This window comes from Metapseudomonas resinovorans DSM 21078, assembly GCF_000423545.1.
Classification (GTDB): Bacteria; Pseudomonadota; Gammaproteobacteria; order Pseudomonadales; family Pseudomonadaceae; genus Metapseudomonas; species Metapseudomonas resinovorans.
Genome location: NZ_AUIE01000041.1, coordinates 1 through 15,234, shown reverse-complemented (window position 1 = coordinate 15,234; position 15,234 = coordinate 1). Strand labels below are relative to the sequence as shown.

General features: G+C 63.4%; 14 protein-coding genes and 3 tRNA genes. 10 read left to right on the top strand and 7 right to left on the bottom strand.

All coding sequences use genetic code 11. The annotated features are described in order from the left end of the window. The first annotated feature begins 87 nt into the window (after window positions 1–87). Window positions 88–1,719, top strand: coding sequence for an NAD+ synthase (locus G559_RS0122230; RefSeq protein ID WP_028630360.1), 1,632 nt, complete (start codon window positions 88–90; stop codon window positions 1,717–1,719). A 66-nt stretch (window positions 1,720–1,785) separates the two neighbouring features. Here the strand turns inward: G559_RS0122230 and G559_RS0122225 are convergent, their stop codons facing one another. After that, window positions 1,786–2,805, bottom strand: coding sequence for an outer membrane protein assembly factor BamD (locus G559_RS0122225; RefSeq protein WP_028630359.1), 1,020 nt, complete (start codon window positions 2,803–2,805; stop codon window positions 1,786–1,788). Between the two features lie 147 nt (window positions 2,806–2,952). On the opposite strand from G559_RS0122225, the gene rluD reads away from it, so the two are divergent. From rluD to clpB, 3 genes are all read left to right on the top strand, one after another. Beyond that, the gene (rluD, locus tag G559_RS0122220; protein ID WP_028630358.1) at window positions 2,953–3,927 is read left to right on the top strand and encodes a 23S rRNA pseudouridine(1911/1915/1917) synthase RluD; all 975 of its coding nucleotides are present in this window, start codon (window positions 2,953–2,955) and stop codon (window positions 3,925–3,927) included. Further along, window positions 3,924–4,649, top strand: coding sequence for a peptidoglycan editing factor PgeF (gene pgeF / locus G559_RS0122215; RefSeq protein ID WP_028630357.1), 726 nt, complete (start codon window positions 3,924–3,926; stop codon window positions 4,647–4,649). The genes rluD and pgeF overlap by 4 nt, the downstream gene beginning before the upstream one ends. Before the next feature lie 255 nt (window positions 4,650–4,904). Then, the gene (gene clpB / locus G559_RS0122210) at window positions 4,905–7,469 is read left to right on the top strand and encodes an ATP-dependent chaperone ClpB (RefSeq protein ID WP_028630356.1); all 2,565 of its coding nucleotides are present in this window, start codon (window positions 4,905–4,907) and stop codon (window positions 7,467–7,469) included. A gap of 62 nt (window positions 7,470–7,531) precedes the next feature. Here the strand turns inward: clpB and G559_RS0122205 are convergent, their stop codons facing one another. Then, window positions 7,532–7,873: a PilZ domain-containing protein gene (locus G559_RS0122205; RefSeq protein ID WP_028630355.1), complete on the bottom strand. Its 342-nt coding sequence runs from the start codon at window positions 7,871–7,873 to the stop codon at window positions 7,532–7,534. 20 nt (window positions 7,874–7,893) lie between these two features. Further along, a complete protein-coding gene (locus G559_RS0122200; RefSeq protein WP_028630354.1) occupies window positions 7,894–10,209 on the bottom strand; it encodes a DUF1631 domain-containing protein in 2,316 nt (771 codons plus the stop codon). 205 nt (window positions 10,210–10,414) lie between these two features. On the opposite strand from G559_RS0122200, the gene G559_RS0122195 reads away from it, so the two are divergent. The 3 genes from G559_RS0122195 to G559_RS0122185 all read left to right on the top strand — a co-directional run bounded on the left by G559_RS0122195 (window position 10,415) and on the right by G559_RS0122185 (window position 10,662). After that, window positions 10,415–10,490 (top strand) — tRNA-Asn (locus G559_RS0122195). A gap of 9 nt (window positions 10,491–10,499) precedes the next feature. Further along, a tRNA-Pro gene (locus G559_RS0122190) sits at window positions 10,500–10,576 on the top strand. A gap of 10 nt (window positions 10,577–10,586) precedes the next feature. Beyond that, window positions 10,587–10,662, top strand: a tRNA-Lys gene (locus G559_RS0122185). Window positions 10,663–10,803: 141 nt separating this feature from the next. Here the strand turns inward: G559_RS0122185 and G559_RS0122180 are convergent. The 3 genes from G559_RS0122180 to G559_RS0122170 form a co-directional block, all read right to left on the bottom strand. Beyond that, window positions 10,804–12,102, bottom strand: a complete 1,299-nt coding sequence (locus G559_RS0122180) for an NAD(P)/FAD-dependent oxidoreductase (protein ID WP_028630353.1) — start codon at window positions 12,100–12,102, stop codon at window positions 10,804–10,806. Window positions 12,103–12,162: 60 nt separating this feature from the next. After that, entirely contained in the window at window positions 12,163–12,336 is a 174-nt protein-coding gene (locus tag G559_RS29205) for a DUF3094 family protein (protein WP_036997718.1), read from the bottom strand. A gap of 88 nt (window positions 12,337–12,424) precedes the next feature. Then, the gene (locus G559_RS0122170; RefSeq protein WP_028630352.1) at window positions 12,425–13,051 is read right to left on the bottom strand and encodes a DUF1780 domain-containing protein; all 627 of its coding nucleotides are present in this window, start codon (window positions 13,049–13,051) and stop codon (window positions 12,425–12,427) included. 134 nt (window positions 13,052–13,185) lie between these two features. Between G559_RS0122170 and G559_RS0122165 the strand changes: the two genes are divergently transcribed. Genes G559_RS0122165 through G559_RS0122155 form a run of 3 tightly spaced genes read left to right on the top strand, consistent with a single transcriptional unit; the run spans window position 13,186 to window position 14,766 of the window. After that, window positions 13,186–13,608 (top strand): GNAT family N-acetyltransferase, encoded by a 423-nt coding sequence (locus tag G559_RS0122165; protein WP_028630351.1) that lies wholly within the window; start codon window positions 13,186–13,188, stop codon window positions 13,606–13,608. Between the two features lie 4 nt (window positions 13,609–13,612). Beyond that, window positions 13,613–14,080, top strand: a complete 468-nt coding sequence (locus G559_RS0122160) for a hypothetical protein (protein ID WP_028630350.1) — start codon at window positions 13,613–13,615, stop codon at window positions 14,078–14,080. Further along, window positions 14,077–14,766: an energy-coupling factor ABC transporter permease gene (locus G559_RS0122155; protein WP_028630349.1), complete on the top strand. Its 690-nt coding sequence runs from the start codon at window positions 14,077–14,079 to the stop codon at window positions 14,764–14,766. The genes G559_RS0122160 and G559_RS0122155 overlap by 4 nt, the downstream gene beginning before the upstream one ends. Before the next feature lie 180 nt (window positions 14,767–14,946). Here G559_RS0122155 and G559_RS29200 read toward each other — a convergent pair. After that, window positions 14,947–15,234: transposase domain-containing protein (locus G559_RS29200; RefSeq protein ID WP_036997717.1), on the bottom strand; the 288-nt coding region annotated here is incomplete at its 5' end.

The window sequence follows — 15,234 nt, the reverse complement described above, 5'->3', positions numbered from 1 at the left end:
GTCTTGTTTGGTTTTCCCTGCGGGCGCGCGGGAGTATGGTGGCGTTGAAGTGCATCAGATGCCTTGCACAACGCTCGGGAGGCGGCCATGCGCCAAAGCCTGCGAATCGTGATGGCCCAGCTCAATCTCCGTGTCGGCGACGTTCAAGGCAATGTCGAGCGAATCATCGAAGAAGCGAACGCTGCGCGCGAAGCCTGGGAAGCCGATGTCATTGTCTTTCCCGAACTTTCCTTGTGCGGTTACCCACCGGAGGACTTGCTGCTGCGTTCGAGCATGCAGCGGCGTATCGAGCACGGGCTGCAGCGCCTGCGTGATGAGGTGCGCGGCATCTATCTTGTGGTGGGATACCCCTGGCTGGAAGACGAACAGCGCTACAACGCCTGTGCGGTGATCGCTGACGGGCAGCTACTGGCCACCTATTACAAGCAACGCCTGCCCAACTACCGGGTATTTGACGAGAAGCGCTATTTCGAGCCTGGCCACCAGCCCTGCGTGGTGGATATCAAAGGTGTGCCGGTGGCGCTGTCGATTTGCGAAGACGTCTGGTTTCCCGAACCCATGGCCCAGGCGCGTGCCGCCGGGGCCAGGCTGATGCTCAGTCTGAACGCCTCGCCCTTCCATCTGGACAAGCAGCTCGAACGCGAAGAGACGCTGGCTGAGCGGGTTGCCGAGGGCGAAATGCCGGTGATCTACGTGAACCAGGTTGGCGGCCAGGATGAGTTGGTGTTCGATGGCGGCAGTTTCGTCATTGATGCCAGTGGACTGATCTGCCAGCGCGCCCCCGCCTTCGTCGAGGGCCTTTACCCAGTGGATGTGCAGCTACAGGAAGGCCACTGGCTTCCACGTCGGACCCACTGTGCCGAGCTACAGGAACTGGAGGCGAGCGTCTACCAGGCGCTGGTGGTGGGGGTGCGCGATTACGTCCAGAAGAACGGATTCAGGGGCGTGGTGCTGGGGCTGTCCGGCGGCATCGACTCGGCCCTGACCCTGGCCATAGCCGCTGATGCCCTGGGCGCAGAGCGCGTAGAAGCGGTAATGATGCCCTACCACTACACCGCGCAGATCAGCCTCGAAGACGCCGAGATCGAAGCGCGCTTGCTCGGCGTCACCTATCGGGTGCTGCCCATTGCTCCCGTGGTGGACGCTTTCCAGCAGGTCCTGGCGCCGGAGTTCGAGGGGTACGCACGTGACGCCAGCGAGGAGAACCTGCAGGCGCGCTGCCGTGGAACGCTGTTGATGGCGATCTCCAACAAGAAGGGCAGCCTAGTGCTGACTACCGGCAACAAGAGCGAGCTGGCGGTGGGCTATGCGACCCTTTACGGCGACATGGCTGGTGGATTCGATGTGCTGAAGGACGTTCCCAAAAGCCTGGTGTTCCGTCTGGCCGAATACCGCAACAGCCTGGGGCCGGTGATTCCGCCCCGGGTGATCGAGCGGCCGCCTTCGGCCGAGCTGGCGCCGGGGCAGCAGGACGAGGATTCGCTACCGCCATATGCGGTGCTGGACGAGATCCTCAAGCTCTACATCGAGCACGACCTGTCGGCCAACGCCATCATCGCCGAGGGATTCGATGAAGACACGGTGAACCGGGTGCTGAGCATGGTGGACCGCAATGAGTACAAGCGGCGCCAGGCGGCGGTGGGCATCAGGGTGACGCAGCGGGGGTTTGGTCGGGATCGGCGTTATCCCATTACCTCGGGATGGCGATTGGGAGATTAGAGGCAGCGCTGAAACGAAGAAGGGAGGCCAGTGGCCTCCCTTCTTTATACAGACATGCGGCGTTGATCAGTCGAACAGGCCGAAAGTCATGTAGCTGAACCAGGAACGGTCGCTGCTGTTGGCTTCGGACTCATGCTCTTCTTCCTGCACCTCGTCCTGGTTCTCCGGCTGCAGTTCATCAGGAATTTCTTCCTTGGCATTCTCGTACTGCTTGATCACGTCCTGGGCAGCGCGGGTTTCACCCGGGGGCAGCGGCGCGTCGTTCTCGATCAGGCCCAGGGTGGCCTTGGCCAGCCAGGTACGGTTGTCGGCTTCTTCTTCGCGCGGCACGAACTGGCCGTCGACCAGGGTCGGGTGGTCCGGGTAGTTCAGCTTCAGGGCTTCCAGGCTGGAAGCAGCCAGGTCGTTCAGGCCCAGGCGCTGGTAGGCCTCGACCATCACAGCGAGGCCATCGCCCACGGCGGGGGTTTCCTGGAAGTTTTCCACCACGTAGCGACCACGGTTGGCGGCGGCGACATAGGCCTGGCGGGTCAGGTAGTAGTGGGCAACGTGAATTTCGTAGGCGGCCAGGAGGTTGCGCAGGTAGACCATGCGCTGCTTGGCGTCCGGGGCGTAGCGGCTGTTCGGGTAGCGGCTGGTGAGCTGGGCGAACTCGTTGTAGGAGTCGCGCGCGGCACCCGGGTCACGCTTGGTCATGTCCAGCGGCAGGAAACGCGCCAGCAGGCCGCGGTCCTGTTCGAAGGAGGCCAGGCCCTTCAGGTAATAGGCGTAGTCGACATTCGGATGCTGCGGGTGCAGGCGGATGAAGCGCTCGGCGGCGGACTTGGCGGCCTCCGGCTCGACATTCTTGTAGTAGGCGTAGATCAGCTCGAGCTGGGCCTGCTCGGCGTAGCGGCCGAAGGGGTAGCGGGACTCGAGGGCCTTGAGCTTGGCAATGGCGGGGGTATAGCTGCTGTTGTCCAGATCGGCCTGGGCCTGCTGATACAGCTCGGCTTCGCTCAGATTCTCGTCCACCACTTCTTTGTTGGAGGAACAGGCGGCGGTGAGGGCGAGAATGGCGATCAGCAGCAGGTGTTTCACTTGCATGGCGGCTTGCGTCCCTGTGACGGCTGGCTGTCTTGGCTGGAGCCGTCCTGTTATGATGGGCGCCCCGGAACCCCCGGGACAAAGACGCAGTATTTAACCACAAGCGCGTAACTGAAACCAAAGGCTACGCCCCCTCCGTGCAAGAGCATGTCTTCGATTACCAAGCAGGTTATTCAACTCAGCGCCGAAGTGCCGTCTGAGCTGGGCGGGCAACGTCTGGACCAGGTCGCCGCGCAACTTTTTTCCGAGCACTCCCGTTCCCGCCTTTCCGGCTGGATCAAGGATGGCCTCCTTACTGTTGACGGCAGCGTGCTGCGTCCGCGGGACATCGTGCACGGCGGCGCATTGCTGGAACTGAATGCCGAGCAGGAGTCCCAGGGCGCGTGGGTGGCCCAGGACATCGAGCTGGACATCGTCTACGAAGACGAACACCTGCTGGTGCTGGACAAACCTGCCGGCCTGGTGGTGCATCCGGCTGCGGGGCATGCCGACGGCACCCTGCTGAATGCCCTGCTGCACCATGTGCCGGGGCTGGAGAACGTGCCACGGGCGGGTATCGTCCATCGCCTGGACAAAGACACCACCGGCCTGATGGTGGTGGCTAAGACCCTTGAAGCCCACACCAGCCTGGTCGCGCAGTTGCAGGCGCGCAGCGTGAGCCGGATCTACGAGGCCGTGGTGGTTGGCGTGATCACGTCCGGCGGCAAGGTCGATGCACCCATCGGGCGGCATGGCCAGCAGCGCCAGCGCATGGCCGTAGTCGCAGGTGGCAAGCCGGCCGTCAGCCATTACCGTGTACTGGAGCGCTTCCGCTCCCATACCCACACCCGCGTCAAGCTGGAAACCGGCCGCACCCACCAGATCCGTGTGCACATGGCCTATGTGAACTTCCCCCTGGTCGGTGATCCCGTCTATGGCGGGCGCTTCCGCATTCCGCCGGCAGCCAGCCCGACCCTGGTGCAGACACTCAAGGAGTTCCCGCGCCAGGCCCTGCATGCGCGCTTCCTTGAGCTGGACCATCCGGCGAGCGGCGAGCGCATGAAGTGGGAGTCCCCGTTGCCGGATGATTTCGTCTGGCTACTCAGCCTGCTGCGTCAGGACCGTGAGTCCTTCGAGCAATGAGCATCTGGCTGACGCCCGATTGGCCTGCTCCGAAGCGGGTGCAGGCCTGCGTCACCACCCGTGAGGGGGGCTTCAGCCTGCCGCCATATGAAGGCCTGAACCTCGGCAGCCATGTCGAGGATGATCCACAGGCCGTTGAACAGAATCGCCGACTGCTGACGTCTACCCTGGGTTGTCGCCCCGCCTGGCTGAGCCAGGTGCACGGTGTGCGCGTGGCGCAGGCCGACCCGAGCCGCGTGGACGAGGCCGACGCCAGCTGGACCGCCGAACCCGGCGTCGCCAGCGCGGTGTTGACCGCCGACTGCCTGCCTGCCCTGTTCTGCGATCGCGCCGGTACCAAGGTCGCGGCTGCCCATGCCGGTTGGCGCGGGCTGGCCAATGGGGTGCTGGAGGCAACCCTCGATGCCCTGGCCTTGCCGGCCGAAGAGGTGCTGGTCTGGTTGGGACCGGCCATTGGCCCCGCAGCTTTCGAAGTCGGGCCTGAAGTGCGCGAAGCCTTCCTGGCCCATCATCCCGAGACCGGCCAGGCCTTCCGGCCCAGCGCCAACGAAGGGAAGTTCATGGCCGACATCTACCAGCTGGCGCGCATCCGCCTGGCCGCGCGCGGTGTGCAGGCCGTATATGGCGGCAGTTTCTGTACCGTCAGCGATCCGCGCTTCTATTCCTATCGCCGTGCTGCGCGCACGGGGCGTTTCGCCAGCCTCGTCTGGCTGGCCGACTGACTGTGGCCCCGTGCCGCGTCCATCCGTATCGCCGTAGGATGCGGTAGAGCGAAGCGAAACCCATCGGCCATCGGATGATGGGTTTTGTTCCTCGGTGGAACGCCGCCTGTCCCATCCTTCGGTGCTTATGACCACGGTCAATCTCATAGAGGTTGAATCGCGCAGAATCGTCCCTATCTAAGCTTCATCCCGGCGGGCTTTTCGTGTCTGGCGCCACCATCGCGCCGGCCCGCTATCTGAAGGAAGGACAAACCCATGCGAATCGACCGTTTGACCAGCAAGCTGCAACTGGCGCTCTCCGACGCCCAGTCCCTGGCGGTTGGCCACGACCACCCGGCCATCGAACCTGTACACCTGGTACTGGCCCTGCTTGACCAGCAGGGCGGTTCCATCAAACCCCTGCTGATGCAGGTTGGCTTCGACGTGGCGGCGCTGCGTCAGGGCATGACCCGCGAACTCGACCACCTGCCAAAAATCCAGAACCCCACGGGTGACGTGAACCTCTCCCAGGACCTGGCACGCCTGCTCAACCAGGCCGACCGCCTGTCCCAGCAGAAGGGCGACCAGTTCATCTCCAGCGAGTTGGTACTGCTCGCCGCCATGGATGAAAACACTCGCCTCGGCAAGCTCCTGCTCGGCCAAGGGGTGACCCGCAAGGCGCTGGAGAATGCCATCGCCAACCTGCGGGGCGGCCAGGCCGTGAACGACCCCAATGTCGAGGAGTCGCGACAGGCGCTGGACAAGTTCACCGTCGACCTGACCAAGCGTGCCGAAGAGGGCAAGCTGGACCCGGTCATTGGCCGCGACGATGAAATCCGCCGCACCATCCAGGTCCTGCAACGCCGCACCAAGAACAATCCTGTGCTGATTGGCGAGCCCGGTGTCGGCAAGACCGCCATCGCAGAAGGCCTGGCCCAGCGCATCGTCAACGGCGAAGTGCCCGATGGCCTCAAGGACAAGCGTCTGCTGTCCCTGGACATGGGATCGCTGATCGCCGGTGCCAAGTTCCGTGGCGAGTTCGAAGAGCGTCTGAAAGGCGTGCTCAACGAGCTGGCCAAACAGGAAGGCCGGGTCATCCTCTTTATCGACGAGCTGCACACCATGGTTGGCGCCGGCAAGGCCGAGGGCGCCATGGATGCCGGCAACATGCTCAAGCCGGCACTGGCCCGCGGTGAGTTGCACTGCGTAGGCGCTACGACCCTGGATGAGTACCGCCAGTACATCGAGAAAGACGCTGCGCTGGAACGCCGCTTCCAGAAGGTCCTGGTGGACGAGCCGAGCGAGGAGGACACCATCGCCATCCTGCGTGGCCTCAAGGAGCGCTATGAGGTCCACCACGGCGTGACCATTACTGACGGCGCCATCATCGCCGCCGCCAAGCTGTCGCATCGCTACATCACTGACCGCCAGCTGCCGGACAAGGCCATCGACCTGATCGACGAGGCCGCCAGCCGCATCCGCATGGAGATCGACTCCAAGCCGGAGGCCCTGGACCGTCTCGATCGTCGCCTGATCCAGCTGAAGATCGAGCGAGAGGCGCTGAAGAAGGAAGAGGACGAAGCTACCAAGAAGCGTCTGGCCAAGCTGGAGGAAGACATCTTCAAGCTGGAGCGTGAGTACGCCGACCTGGAGGAGATCTGGAAGTCCGAGAAGGCCGAGGTGCAAGGCTCGGCTCAGATCCAGCAGAAGATCGAGCAAGCCCGCCAGGACATGGAGGCCGCTCGCCGCAAGGGCGACCTGCAACGCATGGCCGAGCTGCAGTACGGCGTGATTCCCGACCTGGAGCGCAGCCTGCAGATGGTCGACCAGCACGGCAAGACCGAGAACCAGCTGCTGCGCAACAAGGTTACCGACGAAGAAATCGCGGAAGTGGTCTCCAAGTGGACCGGCATTCCTGTGGCCAAGATGATGGAGGGTGAACGCGAGAAGTTGCTGCACATGGAAGAGGGCCTGCACAAGCGGGTCATCGGCCAGCACGAAGCCGTGGTCGCCGTCGCCAACGCGGTGCGCCGTTCGCGTGCCGGTCTGGCCGACCCGAACCGGCCGAGCGGTTCCTTCCTCTTCCTCGGCCCGACCGGGGTAGGCAAGACCGAGCTGTGCAAAGCGCTCGCCGAGTTCCTCTTCGATACCGAGGAGGCGCTGGTGCGCATCGACATGTCCGAGTTCATGGAGAAGCATTCCGTGGCTCGCTTGATCGGCGCACCGCCGGGCTACGTGGGTTACGAGGAAGGCGGCTACCTGACCGAAGCCGTGCGCCGCAAACCGTACTCCGTCGTGCTGATGGACGAGGTGGAGAAAGCCCACCCGGATGTCTTCAACGTGCTGCTGCAGGTGCTGGAAGACGGCCGTCTGACCGACAGCCACGGTCGCACCGTGGACTTCCGCAACACCGTGATCGTGATGACCTCCAACCTCGGGTCGCTGCAGATACAGGAACTGGTGGGCGACCGGGATGCACAGCGAGCGGCGGTGATGGATGCCGTGAGCGCGCACTTCCGTCCCGAGTTCATCAACCGGATCGATGAAGTGGTGGTGTTCGAGCCCCTGGGGCGTGATCAGATCAGTGGCATCGCCGAAATCCAGCTGCAACGCCTGCGCAAGCGTCTGGCTGAGCGCGAGCTGAGTCTGGAGCTGAGCCCGGAGTCCCTCGATAAGCTGGTTGCCGTGGGTTACGACCCGGTCTACGGCGCCCGTCCGCTGAAGCGGGCGATCCAGCGCTGGATCGAGAACCCCTTGGCCCAGCAGATTCTCGCCGGCCAGTTCGCGCCTGGCGCCACCGTCACTGCCAAGGTGGAAGGCGAGGAAATCGTCTTTAGCTGATTGATGGCCTGCAAGAAAAAGCCCCGTGAGATTGCGGGGCTTTTTCATGGTTGTCGTTCGGGCTATGGCGCGCGAATGAACTGCAACAGGTCTTCCAGGACGGCGGCCTGCTCATCGGCAATGTCGATGATACGAAAGCCTGCCCAGCAATTGCGCTGGTCTTCGCCCATGCGCGTCCACAGGCAGTCGGCACCCAGGCGGATATCCTCCAGGCCCTCCACCCAGGTCAGCGGGACCAATCGGCATTCCCAGACCGAATCGGCGACGAGCGGCAGCTCACTCAGCAGCATGAAGCCATCCATCGACAGGTCGACGATGCGGCCCAAGCGTTGCCCCGAATGCAGATCGAATACTTCCAACTGCAGCTCGGTGGCATGGCGGCTGTGCTGGCGACGTTCTTCCATGGTGGACTCCTACTGCGGACTCAGGAGGTACGGCCGGTGAAGCGTTGCAGCACCCGGTAGATGGCGCCAAGGGCGCGGTCTACCAACGGGGCGCTGCGTTCCGGCGGGACCAGACGTGCCAATCCTTGCTCCATGTCCATGGCCAGCTGGGTGATGGGCATGATTGCCACACGCTGGCCGCTATGGTCGACGAACATGTAGTTGCGGGTGGTTGGGCTGTACCACGACAGCTTGAGGACGCGAACATCCGGGCCATCGATGAACTCGAACCAGGTACCGAACTCCAGGCGCGACAGCTCCCTGACCAGCGCCTGGGCGCGGTTGGAGAGGCTGACTGGCCGTGGGATGTTGGCCAGCTCGGCGTCTTCGCCGAGCATCTCGCCCAGTTTGCTTTCCGGCAGTGGGCTTTCAATGCGTGCTGCTACCTGGGGTTGTTGCGATTGCACGGCGTGCTGGCAGGCCACCAGATCCTGGAGCAGGCGGCGGATGCCGTCCTCGTGGTAGCCGCCCAGCAATTCCAGGCCCTTGCGCAAGTCTTCCAGCATGGGGATGCGCAGTTGCTGAAGTCGGGCACGGCCATCACTGTCCTGCGGGGTACCGCTCCAGGCCAATTGCTCGGCGACTTCCACTGAACGCTGCCATTCGTTGCTGCGATCGCCATGGCGCAGCAGGACGAACACCAGGACGTCGGTCCAGGTGAGTTCGAGGAAGTGCTGGATGATTCCCGGCAGCTCGCGACCGGCCAGGGCTCGTCCGATCGTGTCGACAGCTTGCTGGCGGGCACCGAGCAGCTTGTCGCGGCCCTTGGCGGCTTCCACGGCACGCTGCTCGCGCAGTTCCACCTTGTGCCGCAGGGTGCCGGTGTATTCGTTGAACTCGTCCAGCAGGCTATCGAATAGCAGCAGGTCGCCGCTGAAGCCATGGACGACGCGCTCGACCACCCAGTGCATTTTCGCCAGCAGCCCGCGCTCCTCGCCTTCGCTGGTATAGAGCACGCCGGCTTGGGCCATGCTGTTGAGCAGGCGGCGGGCCGGGTGGTGATGCTGGGTGAAGAGCGCCTTGTCCTGCAGGGCGACCTTCAAGTAGGGCGTGTGCAGGTGGGAGAGGGCGGTCTTGTAGATGTCGGCCAGGTTGTCATCGTCGAGAATGAAGTCGAAGAGCATGCCTACCAGGTCGATCACGTCCGCTTCATAGTCGGACAGCTTCTGCTGGCCCGGCAGGCTGCTATGGCTTTCCAGTTGTTGTTGCAGGTCGGCTTTCAGGCCTTCGACGCGCTGTGGTTGGCGCAGCTTGCTGGCAAGGTCCTGGGCGGACTGTTGTTGCAGGCGGTTCAGCGCTTCCAGCAGTTCCGCCGCGCTGTAGGTGCGGGTTGCGCCGCGCGGAGCAAAGCTCGAGATGCTCGGGGTTCCGCCGGGGAGCGGGGCGTCGCTGTGGTGCATGCGGCGCTCGCCCAGCAGGGCGGCCAGTCCGCTGAACAGCTGGCCGGGATCGCTGGGTGGTGCGCCGGTCAGGTCCACTGGGCCGCTTGCCTGGGGAGCGGGCGGTGATTGAGTGGGCGGTTGCGCCGCTTGCTGCCCGGGTGGTGTCTTAGCCGCTGCCGATGAGGGCGGATGGGGCACAGTGGTGGAGCGCTGCACGCTGTATTTGAGGTTGGGCAGCACACCGGCCTGGATCAACCGTTGGTTGAGGGCCTCATAGACGCTGTCCAGGCCACGCATCACATGCTGGTCGAAAAGCATATAGAGGATGGTCTTGATCCGCAGCGGGAAGGGGTGGGGCTCCAGCGCTTCGCGGAAGGCCAGTGCCACAGCCTGCGGGCCGAACGGGTTGTCGTCGTCTCCCAGCTTGCGCCCGCCGTTGAGTACCGCCAGGCGCTGATCGAGGGCGAACAGGGACTGCGAACAGCGCGACTTGACCCGGCTGACCATATTGGTGACCAGCAGGCTTTCTTCGTACTCCTCGTTCTCCATCAGCTGGAGGTGGTCGGCATCCAGCTCGCCGGCTTTCAGCTCCGGCTTCAGCTTGCCGCCGAGGAAGTCTTCGAAATTCTTGGCGATACGCTGGTGGTACGCACGTTCTATTTGCGGGCGTTGCTTGCGGATGTCCCGCATGCTGTCGAAGAACAGCGTCTGGACCTGATTGTTCTCGGCCTTTTCGGCGCATTCGAAGAGCGTGTCGTCAACCTGGCCGAAAACCCCCGTCAGATGTTCCGCCAACCGGTTCATCACCAGCTTGCGGCAGCTTTGCACCAAATCACCGAAGCGCGGTTGTATGCCGCGGCTGGCCAGGGTCGTCACGGGGCCGGGAGGAGTTGGGGGTCGATCCTGATTGCTCATAGCCGTCCTGTAGGGAGACAGGTCGCGACCACGACCTGCAACGATCTCGCCACGGCTCAGGTATAGCACTCGACCGGTCTTCTGCAAATCATTGTAGGAATTCGTTTTTTAGGGGGTTGACAGGCGGTTCTGGAACCGTAAAATGGCGCGCCTCTGAAGCGCTAAACCAAAACGGTGAGGCGACAAAGAGTTGGAAGACCGAAGTTCCGCGATAGCTCAGTCGGTAGAGCAAATGACTGTTAATCATTGGGTCCCTGGTTCGAGTCCAGGTCGCGGAGCCAACTTCCATACGGGGTATAGCGCAGTCCGGTAGCGCGCCTGCTTTGGGAGCAGGATGTCGGGAGTTCGAATCTCTCTACCCCGACCACCTCACATTTGGGTCGTTAGCTCAGTCGGTAGAGCAGTTGGCTTTTAACCAATTGGTCGTAGGTTCGAATCCTACACGACCCACCATACAAGACCTCTCGGGAGGTCCGAAGAAGCGGTAAGGCGAAAGCCTTGCCGCTTTTTTGTTTGTCTCGATTTCTTGAATTAGAGCGGGTTCGAGGAGAGGAGGGAATCCGGATTGCAGATTCCCTCCTGGCCGAGCCCCGGTCAGTGCAGTTTCAGGCGCGGGTCCGTGCTACGGCCGATGCGGTCGCTGAGCATCAGCAGGCCGGTGCGGAAGGCGCCGTACAGGGCCATCTGGTGCATGCGGTAGAGCGAGATGTAGAACATCCGCGCCAGCCAGCCTTCCAGCTTCACGCTGCCCATCAGGTTACCCATGAGATTGCCCACCGCGCTGAAGCTCGATAGCGAAATCAGCGAGCCATAGTCCTTGTACTGGTAGTCCGGCAGTGGCTGGCCTTGCAGACGCAGCTTGAACGACTTCACCAACAGTGAGGCTTGCTGGTGCGCAGCCTGCGCGCGCGGCGGCACATTGCGCTCGGTGCCGTCTCCCATGGGGCAGGCGGCGCAGTCGCCGAAGGCGAAGATGTCGTCATCGCGGGTGGTCTGAAGGGTCGGGCGTACCACCAACTGGCTGATACGGTTGCTTTCCAGTCCATCCAGGTCCTTCAGGAACGCGGGGGCGCGGATGCCAGCGGCCCAGACCTTGAGGCTGGCCGGAATGTTTTCGCCCTGGGCGGTCCTCAAGCCGTCTGCCGTGACCTCTTTGACCGCAGCGCCGGTCATCACCGTGACGCCGAGCTTCTCCAATGTGTGATGTACCGGCGCGCTGATGCGTTCCGGTAGGGCTGGCAGCACACGAGGGCCGGCCTCGATCAGCGTGATGCGCATGTTTTCCGGCTGGATGCGATCCAGGCCGTAGGCGGCCAGTTCGTGAGCGGCGTGGTGCAACTCCGCGGCGAGTTCGACGCCAGTCGCGCCGGCACCGACGATGGCCACACTGATCTGGTCGTTGGCGTTCTGCTGGGCGTGGGCGCGCAGATAGTGGCTGAGCAGCTTGCGGTGGAAGCGCTCGGCCTGCTCGCGGGTGTCGAGGAAGATGCAGTGTTGGGCCGCGCCTTCGGTGCCGAAGTCGTTGGTGGTGCTGCCGACCGCAATGACCAGGCTGTCGTAGTCCAGTTCGCGGGCAGGCACCAGCTCGCGCCCATCTTCATCATGGGTGGCGGCCAGCTGGATGACCTTGCGCTTGCGGTCCAGCCCGCTCATGCGGCCGAGCTGGAACTCGAAGTGGTTCCACTTGGCCTGGGCAACATAGTTCAGCTCGTTCTCGGTGGAGTTCAGCGAGCCGGCCGCCACTTCATGAAGCAGGGGTTTCCAGATATGGGTCAGGTTGGCATCGGCCAGGACGATCTTGGCCAGGCCTTTCTTGCCGAGGGTTCTACCCAGACGGGTAGCAAGCTCCAGGCCGCCGGCGCCGCCGCCGACGATCACGATACGATGGGACATGGGAAAGTCTCGCAAGGCTATAGGAATTCTTTTTCGCCGAGGGCGAGCGCAGGAGGCAGCTCATAGCACCAGTCGGCTCAGGAGGCGGCTGAGGAGGCCCAGCACGATGACGATGGCCAGCACAATCCACAGCAGTCGCCACGGGCGGAACGGCTGGCGTTCCACTTGGTGCTGGGGGAGGTTCAGGTACTGGTCGACCTTTTGCTGGTCTTCGGGCGTCAGGCGGCTGGGCATGGGGGCCTCGACTTTGTAGTGGTGGGCATTCTAGCTGGCGAATTCACGGGGGCTCAACGCGCGGCGGGGTAAATTTGCACGAAGCCGGTCAAAGACCGACTCCTACGTCGAAAAGAATGGTCCGACCGAGGTTGTTGCGCAGGAAGTCCGGTGCGTCGCCATGGGCGAAGAGCACCCGCGCGAAGTTCGACCCCACCAGCGACAGCGAACGCCAGCCTTGGCGCAAGTATTCGGTGGGAGGTGGAAACGGACTGTTGAAGTCAGGTGTGGCGCGCTTGAGGTTGACGAAGGCCAGCAGGTCGAGCTCGCCCAGGTCGAGGCCCCGCTCATCATAATTGCGGGCTTTCTTGCGCAGGGTTGGCGCCAGGCGTGCCTGGAGCTCGGCGGCGGCGATGCGCTTTGGGCGACTTTCCCGGCGCACCAGTTGAGCCAGGGAAAAGGCGCTGCGCCGCCGTTCCAGTTCGGCGCGCCATTCCTCGTTGAGGCGGCGCCCTTCGTCCAGTACGAAGAACACCTCGAAGTTGGCTTCGCGGAACTGCACGTCCGGCGGTTCCTGGCTGGTACTGAACTCGTCGAGTCGATAGGGCAGGTTGAGCGCCTGCAGGAGCCGCTGGCAGACCCAGCGCTCGCGTTCCCACTTGCGCGCATTCGACAGAAAGTCGTTGGCTTGCTCGGCCTGCCGCGTCAGCAGGCGCAGGTAGTCGGACTCGTTCATGTTCCGCAGCTTAGCCTTACGGCCAGGGCTCTGGGTACCCCCGACGCGCCAGCGGAGCGGCTGTGGCGACAAATGCGCGCAGGTTGCCTGATGCTGGCGCGGTGTAAACTTTCAAGATCTGCCGGGAGTCCACGATGCGCATTCGCCCCATCTCTGCCGCCGACCATACCGCCCTGCTCGAGCTGTGGCGCCGCACGCCGGGAATCCGCTTGCGCGCGGAGGATGAGCTGGAGCCCTTTTGCGCGTACCTGCAGCGCAATCCCGATCTCTGCCTACTGCTCGAAGACGATCATGGTCGGGTAGCCGGCAGCCTGTTGGTCGGGCATGACGGGCGCCGTGGCTACCTGCAGCACCTGGTGGTCGACGGGCCGTTTCGCGGCAAGGGCTGGGCTCGGGCCTTGCTGCAGGAGGCGCTGCGACGCCTGGCAATTCTGGGCATCCGCAAGTCCCACGTGTTCGTCCTGGAGGATGCGCCCGAGGCGCTGGCCTTCTGGCACATGCAGCGGGGCTGGTCGGAGCGAGAGGACATTCGGGTTTACTCGACCACTGGAGACTGATTCGATGCGGATCTGCCTTGGCTTGATGCTTTGCCTGCTGGCTACCTTCAGCCACGCGTTGGAAGTGGGTGAGCGACTGTCACCCTGGACCTTGCTGGACCAGTACGACCAGCCGTACAGCCTGGATGATGGGCTGCAGTTGCTGCTGGTCGCCCGCGACATGGACGGCAACAAGCTGGTCAAAGCTGCTCTGGAAGGCCAGCCCAAGGACTATCTCGAAGCCCGCCATGCGGTGTTCGTGGCCGATATCAGCCGAATGCCGTCGCTGGTCTCTTCGATGTTCGCCGTGCCGGCCATGCGCGACTACAACTATCGCGTCCTGCTGGACCGTGAGTCCCGCGTCGCCAGTCGCTATCCGGGCGAAGCATCCCGCGTGCTCTGGCTGCGGCTGGATCACGGCACGCTCACGGAGCAGAAAGAATTCAGTGATGCCGCGGCGCTGCGTGCCGCCCTGGAGTCATTGGCGCCGTGATTGCCGCTGAACTCCTGTCCACGGAAACCCTCGCGCTTGGTTGGGCCATCTACCTGCCGGTCGTCGCCTGGGCGATATGGCGCGCACCCTGGGTCGAGCTGTTCAGCGATTCCCGTCGGCAACACCTGCTGTTCGGCACTGTGCTGGTGGTCTTCCTGCTCTGGCTGATGCGACGGGACTTCGACTCGGGGGTGTCCTACCACTTCATCGGCATGACCGCCGTAACCCTATTGCTGGATTGGCCGCTGGCAGTGCTGAGCGGCCTGGCTGCGCAGGTGGCGCTATTGATGCTGGGCAAGCAGGACCTGGCCGCCCTCGGCGTCAACGGCGCCATGCTGGTGCTGCTGCCCGTGCTGGTCACCGAGCTGTGCGCGAAATGGGTCGAGCACTACCAGCCCCGCAACCTGTTCGTGTACATCTTCTGCTGCGGATTCTTTCCGGCGGCCCTGGCGGCGCTGCTCTGCGTGCTGGTCGGGCTGGGTTTGCTGTGGATGGATGGCGTCTTCCCCATGCCACCCTGGCTGGAAGATTTCATCGGCTATCTCTGGCTGGTGATGTTCCCTGAAGCCTTTATCAACGGCACGGCCGTGACTGCCCTGGTGGTGTTCTGCCCGGATTGGCTGGAGACCTTCAACCGCACCCGTTACCTCCAGGCACCCTGGAAGGATGACGACACGCCGCGTTGATCACCTGGGATTCGCTCGCCTTATCCCCAGCTGACACCTGATTTGCGTCAAGGAACTCATGCCGCCCGGTTTCGTAGCGTGGAGGGCGCTTTTCCATCGGCTATGTCTGCATTGCGTGTTGTAGGCAGCTGCATTGTATCCGCTCCATAAACCCCGTCTTCCGTTGACGAGGCTTTGTTATCAGGATGCGCTCGTCGGCGGGCAGTTCCACGGCAGCAGGGCTTCGAAGTCTTCGATGCTATTGGCCAAGGGCAGGCGTTCGAGGATATAGCGCAGCCAGGCATAGGGCTCCTGCCCATTAGCCTTGGCGGTCTCGATCAGACTGTAGAGCTGCGCGCTGGCTGTGGCGCCCTTGGGCGTGTCGCTGAACAGCCAGTTCTTGCGGCCGATCACGAAGGGGCGGATGGCGTTCTCGGCACGGTTGTTGTCGATGGGCAGATGCCCGCCCTCGACGTAGCGCACGAGCCG

Bases quoted from the DNA above. Each gene is read 5' to 3' on its own strand.
- G559_RS0122230 (WP_028630360.1), top strand. From the start codon at position 88: ATGCGCCAAAGCCTGCGAATCGTGATGGCCCAGCTCAATCTCCGTGTC.
- G559_RS0122225 (WP_028630359.1), bottom strand. From the start codon at position 2,805: ATGCAAGTGAAACACCTGCTGCTGATCGCCATTCTCGCCCTCACCGCC.
- rluD (WP_028630358.1), top strand. From the start codon at position 2,953: ATGTCTTCGATTACCAAGCAGGTTATTCAACTCAGCGCCGAAGTGCCG.
- pgeF (WP_028630357.1), top strand. From the start codon at position 3,924: ATGAGCATCTGGCTGACGCCCGATTGGCCTGCTCCGAAGCGGGTGCAG.
- clpB (WP_028630356.1), top strand. From the start codon at position 4,905: ATGCGAATCGACCGTTTGACCAGCAAGCTGCAACTGGCGCTCTCCGAC.
- G559_RS0122205 (WP_028630355.1), bottom strand. From the start codon at position 7,873: ATGGAAGAACGTCGCCAGCACAGCCGCCATGCCACCGAGCTGCAGTTG.
- G559_RS0122200 (WP_028630354.1), bottom strand. From the start codon at position 10,209: ATGAGCAATCAGGATCGACCCCCAACTCCTCCCGGCCCCGTGACGACC.
- G559_RS0122180 (WP_028630353.1), bottom strand. From the start codon at position 12,102: ATGTCCCATCGTATCGTGATCGTCGGCGGCGGCGCCGGCGGCCTGGAG.
- G559_RS29205 (WP_036997718.1), bottom strand. From the start codon at position 12,336: ATGCCCAGCCGCCTGACGCCCGAAGACCAGCAAAAGGTCGACCAGTAC.
- G559_RS0122170 (WP_028630352.1), bottom strand. From the start codon at position 13,051: ATGAACGAGTCCGACTACCTGCGCCTGCTGACGCGGCAGGCCGAGCAA.
- G559_RS0122165 (WP_028630351.1), top strand. From the start codon at position 13,186: ATGCGCATTCGCCCCATCTCTGCCGCCGACCATACCGCCCTGCTCGAG.
- G559_RS0122160 (WP_028630350.1), top strand. From the start codon at position 13,613: ATGCGGATCTGCCTTGGCTTGATGCTTTGCCTGCTGGCTACCTTCAGC.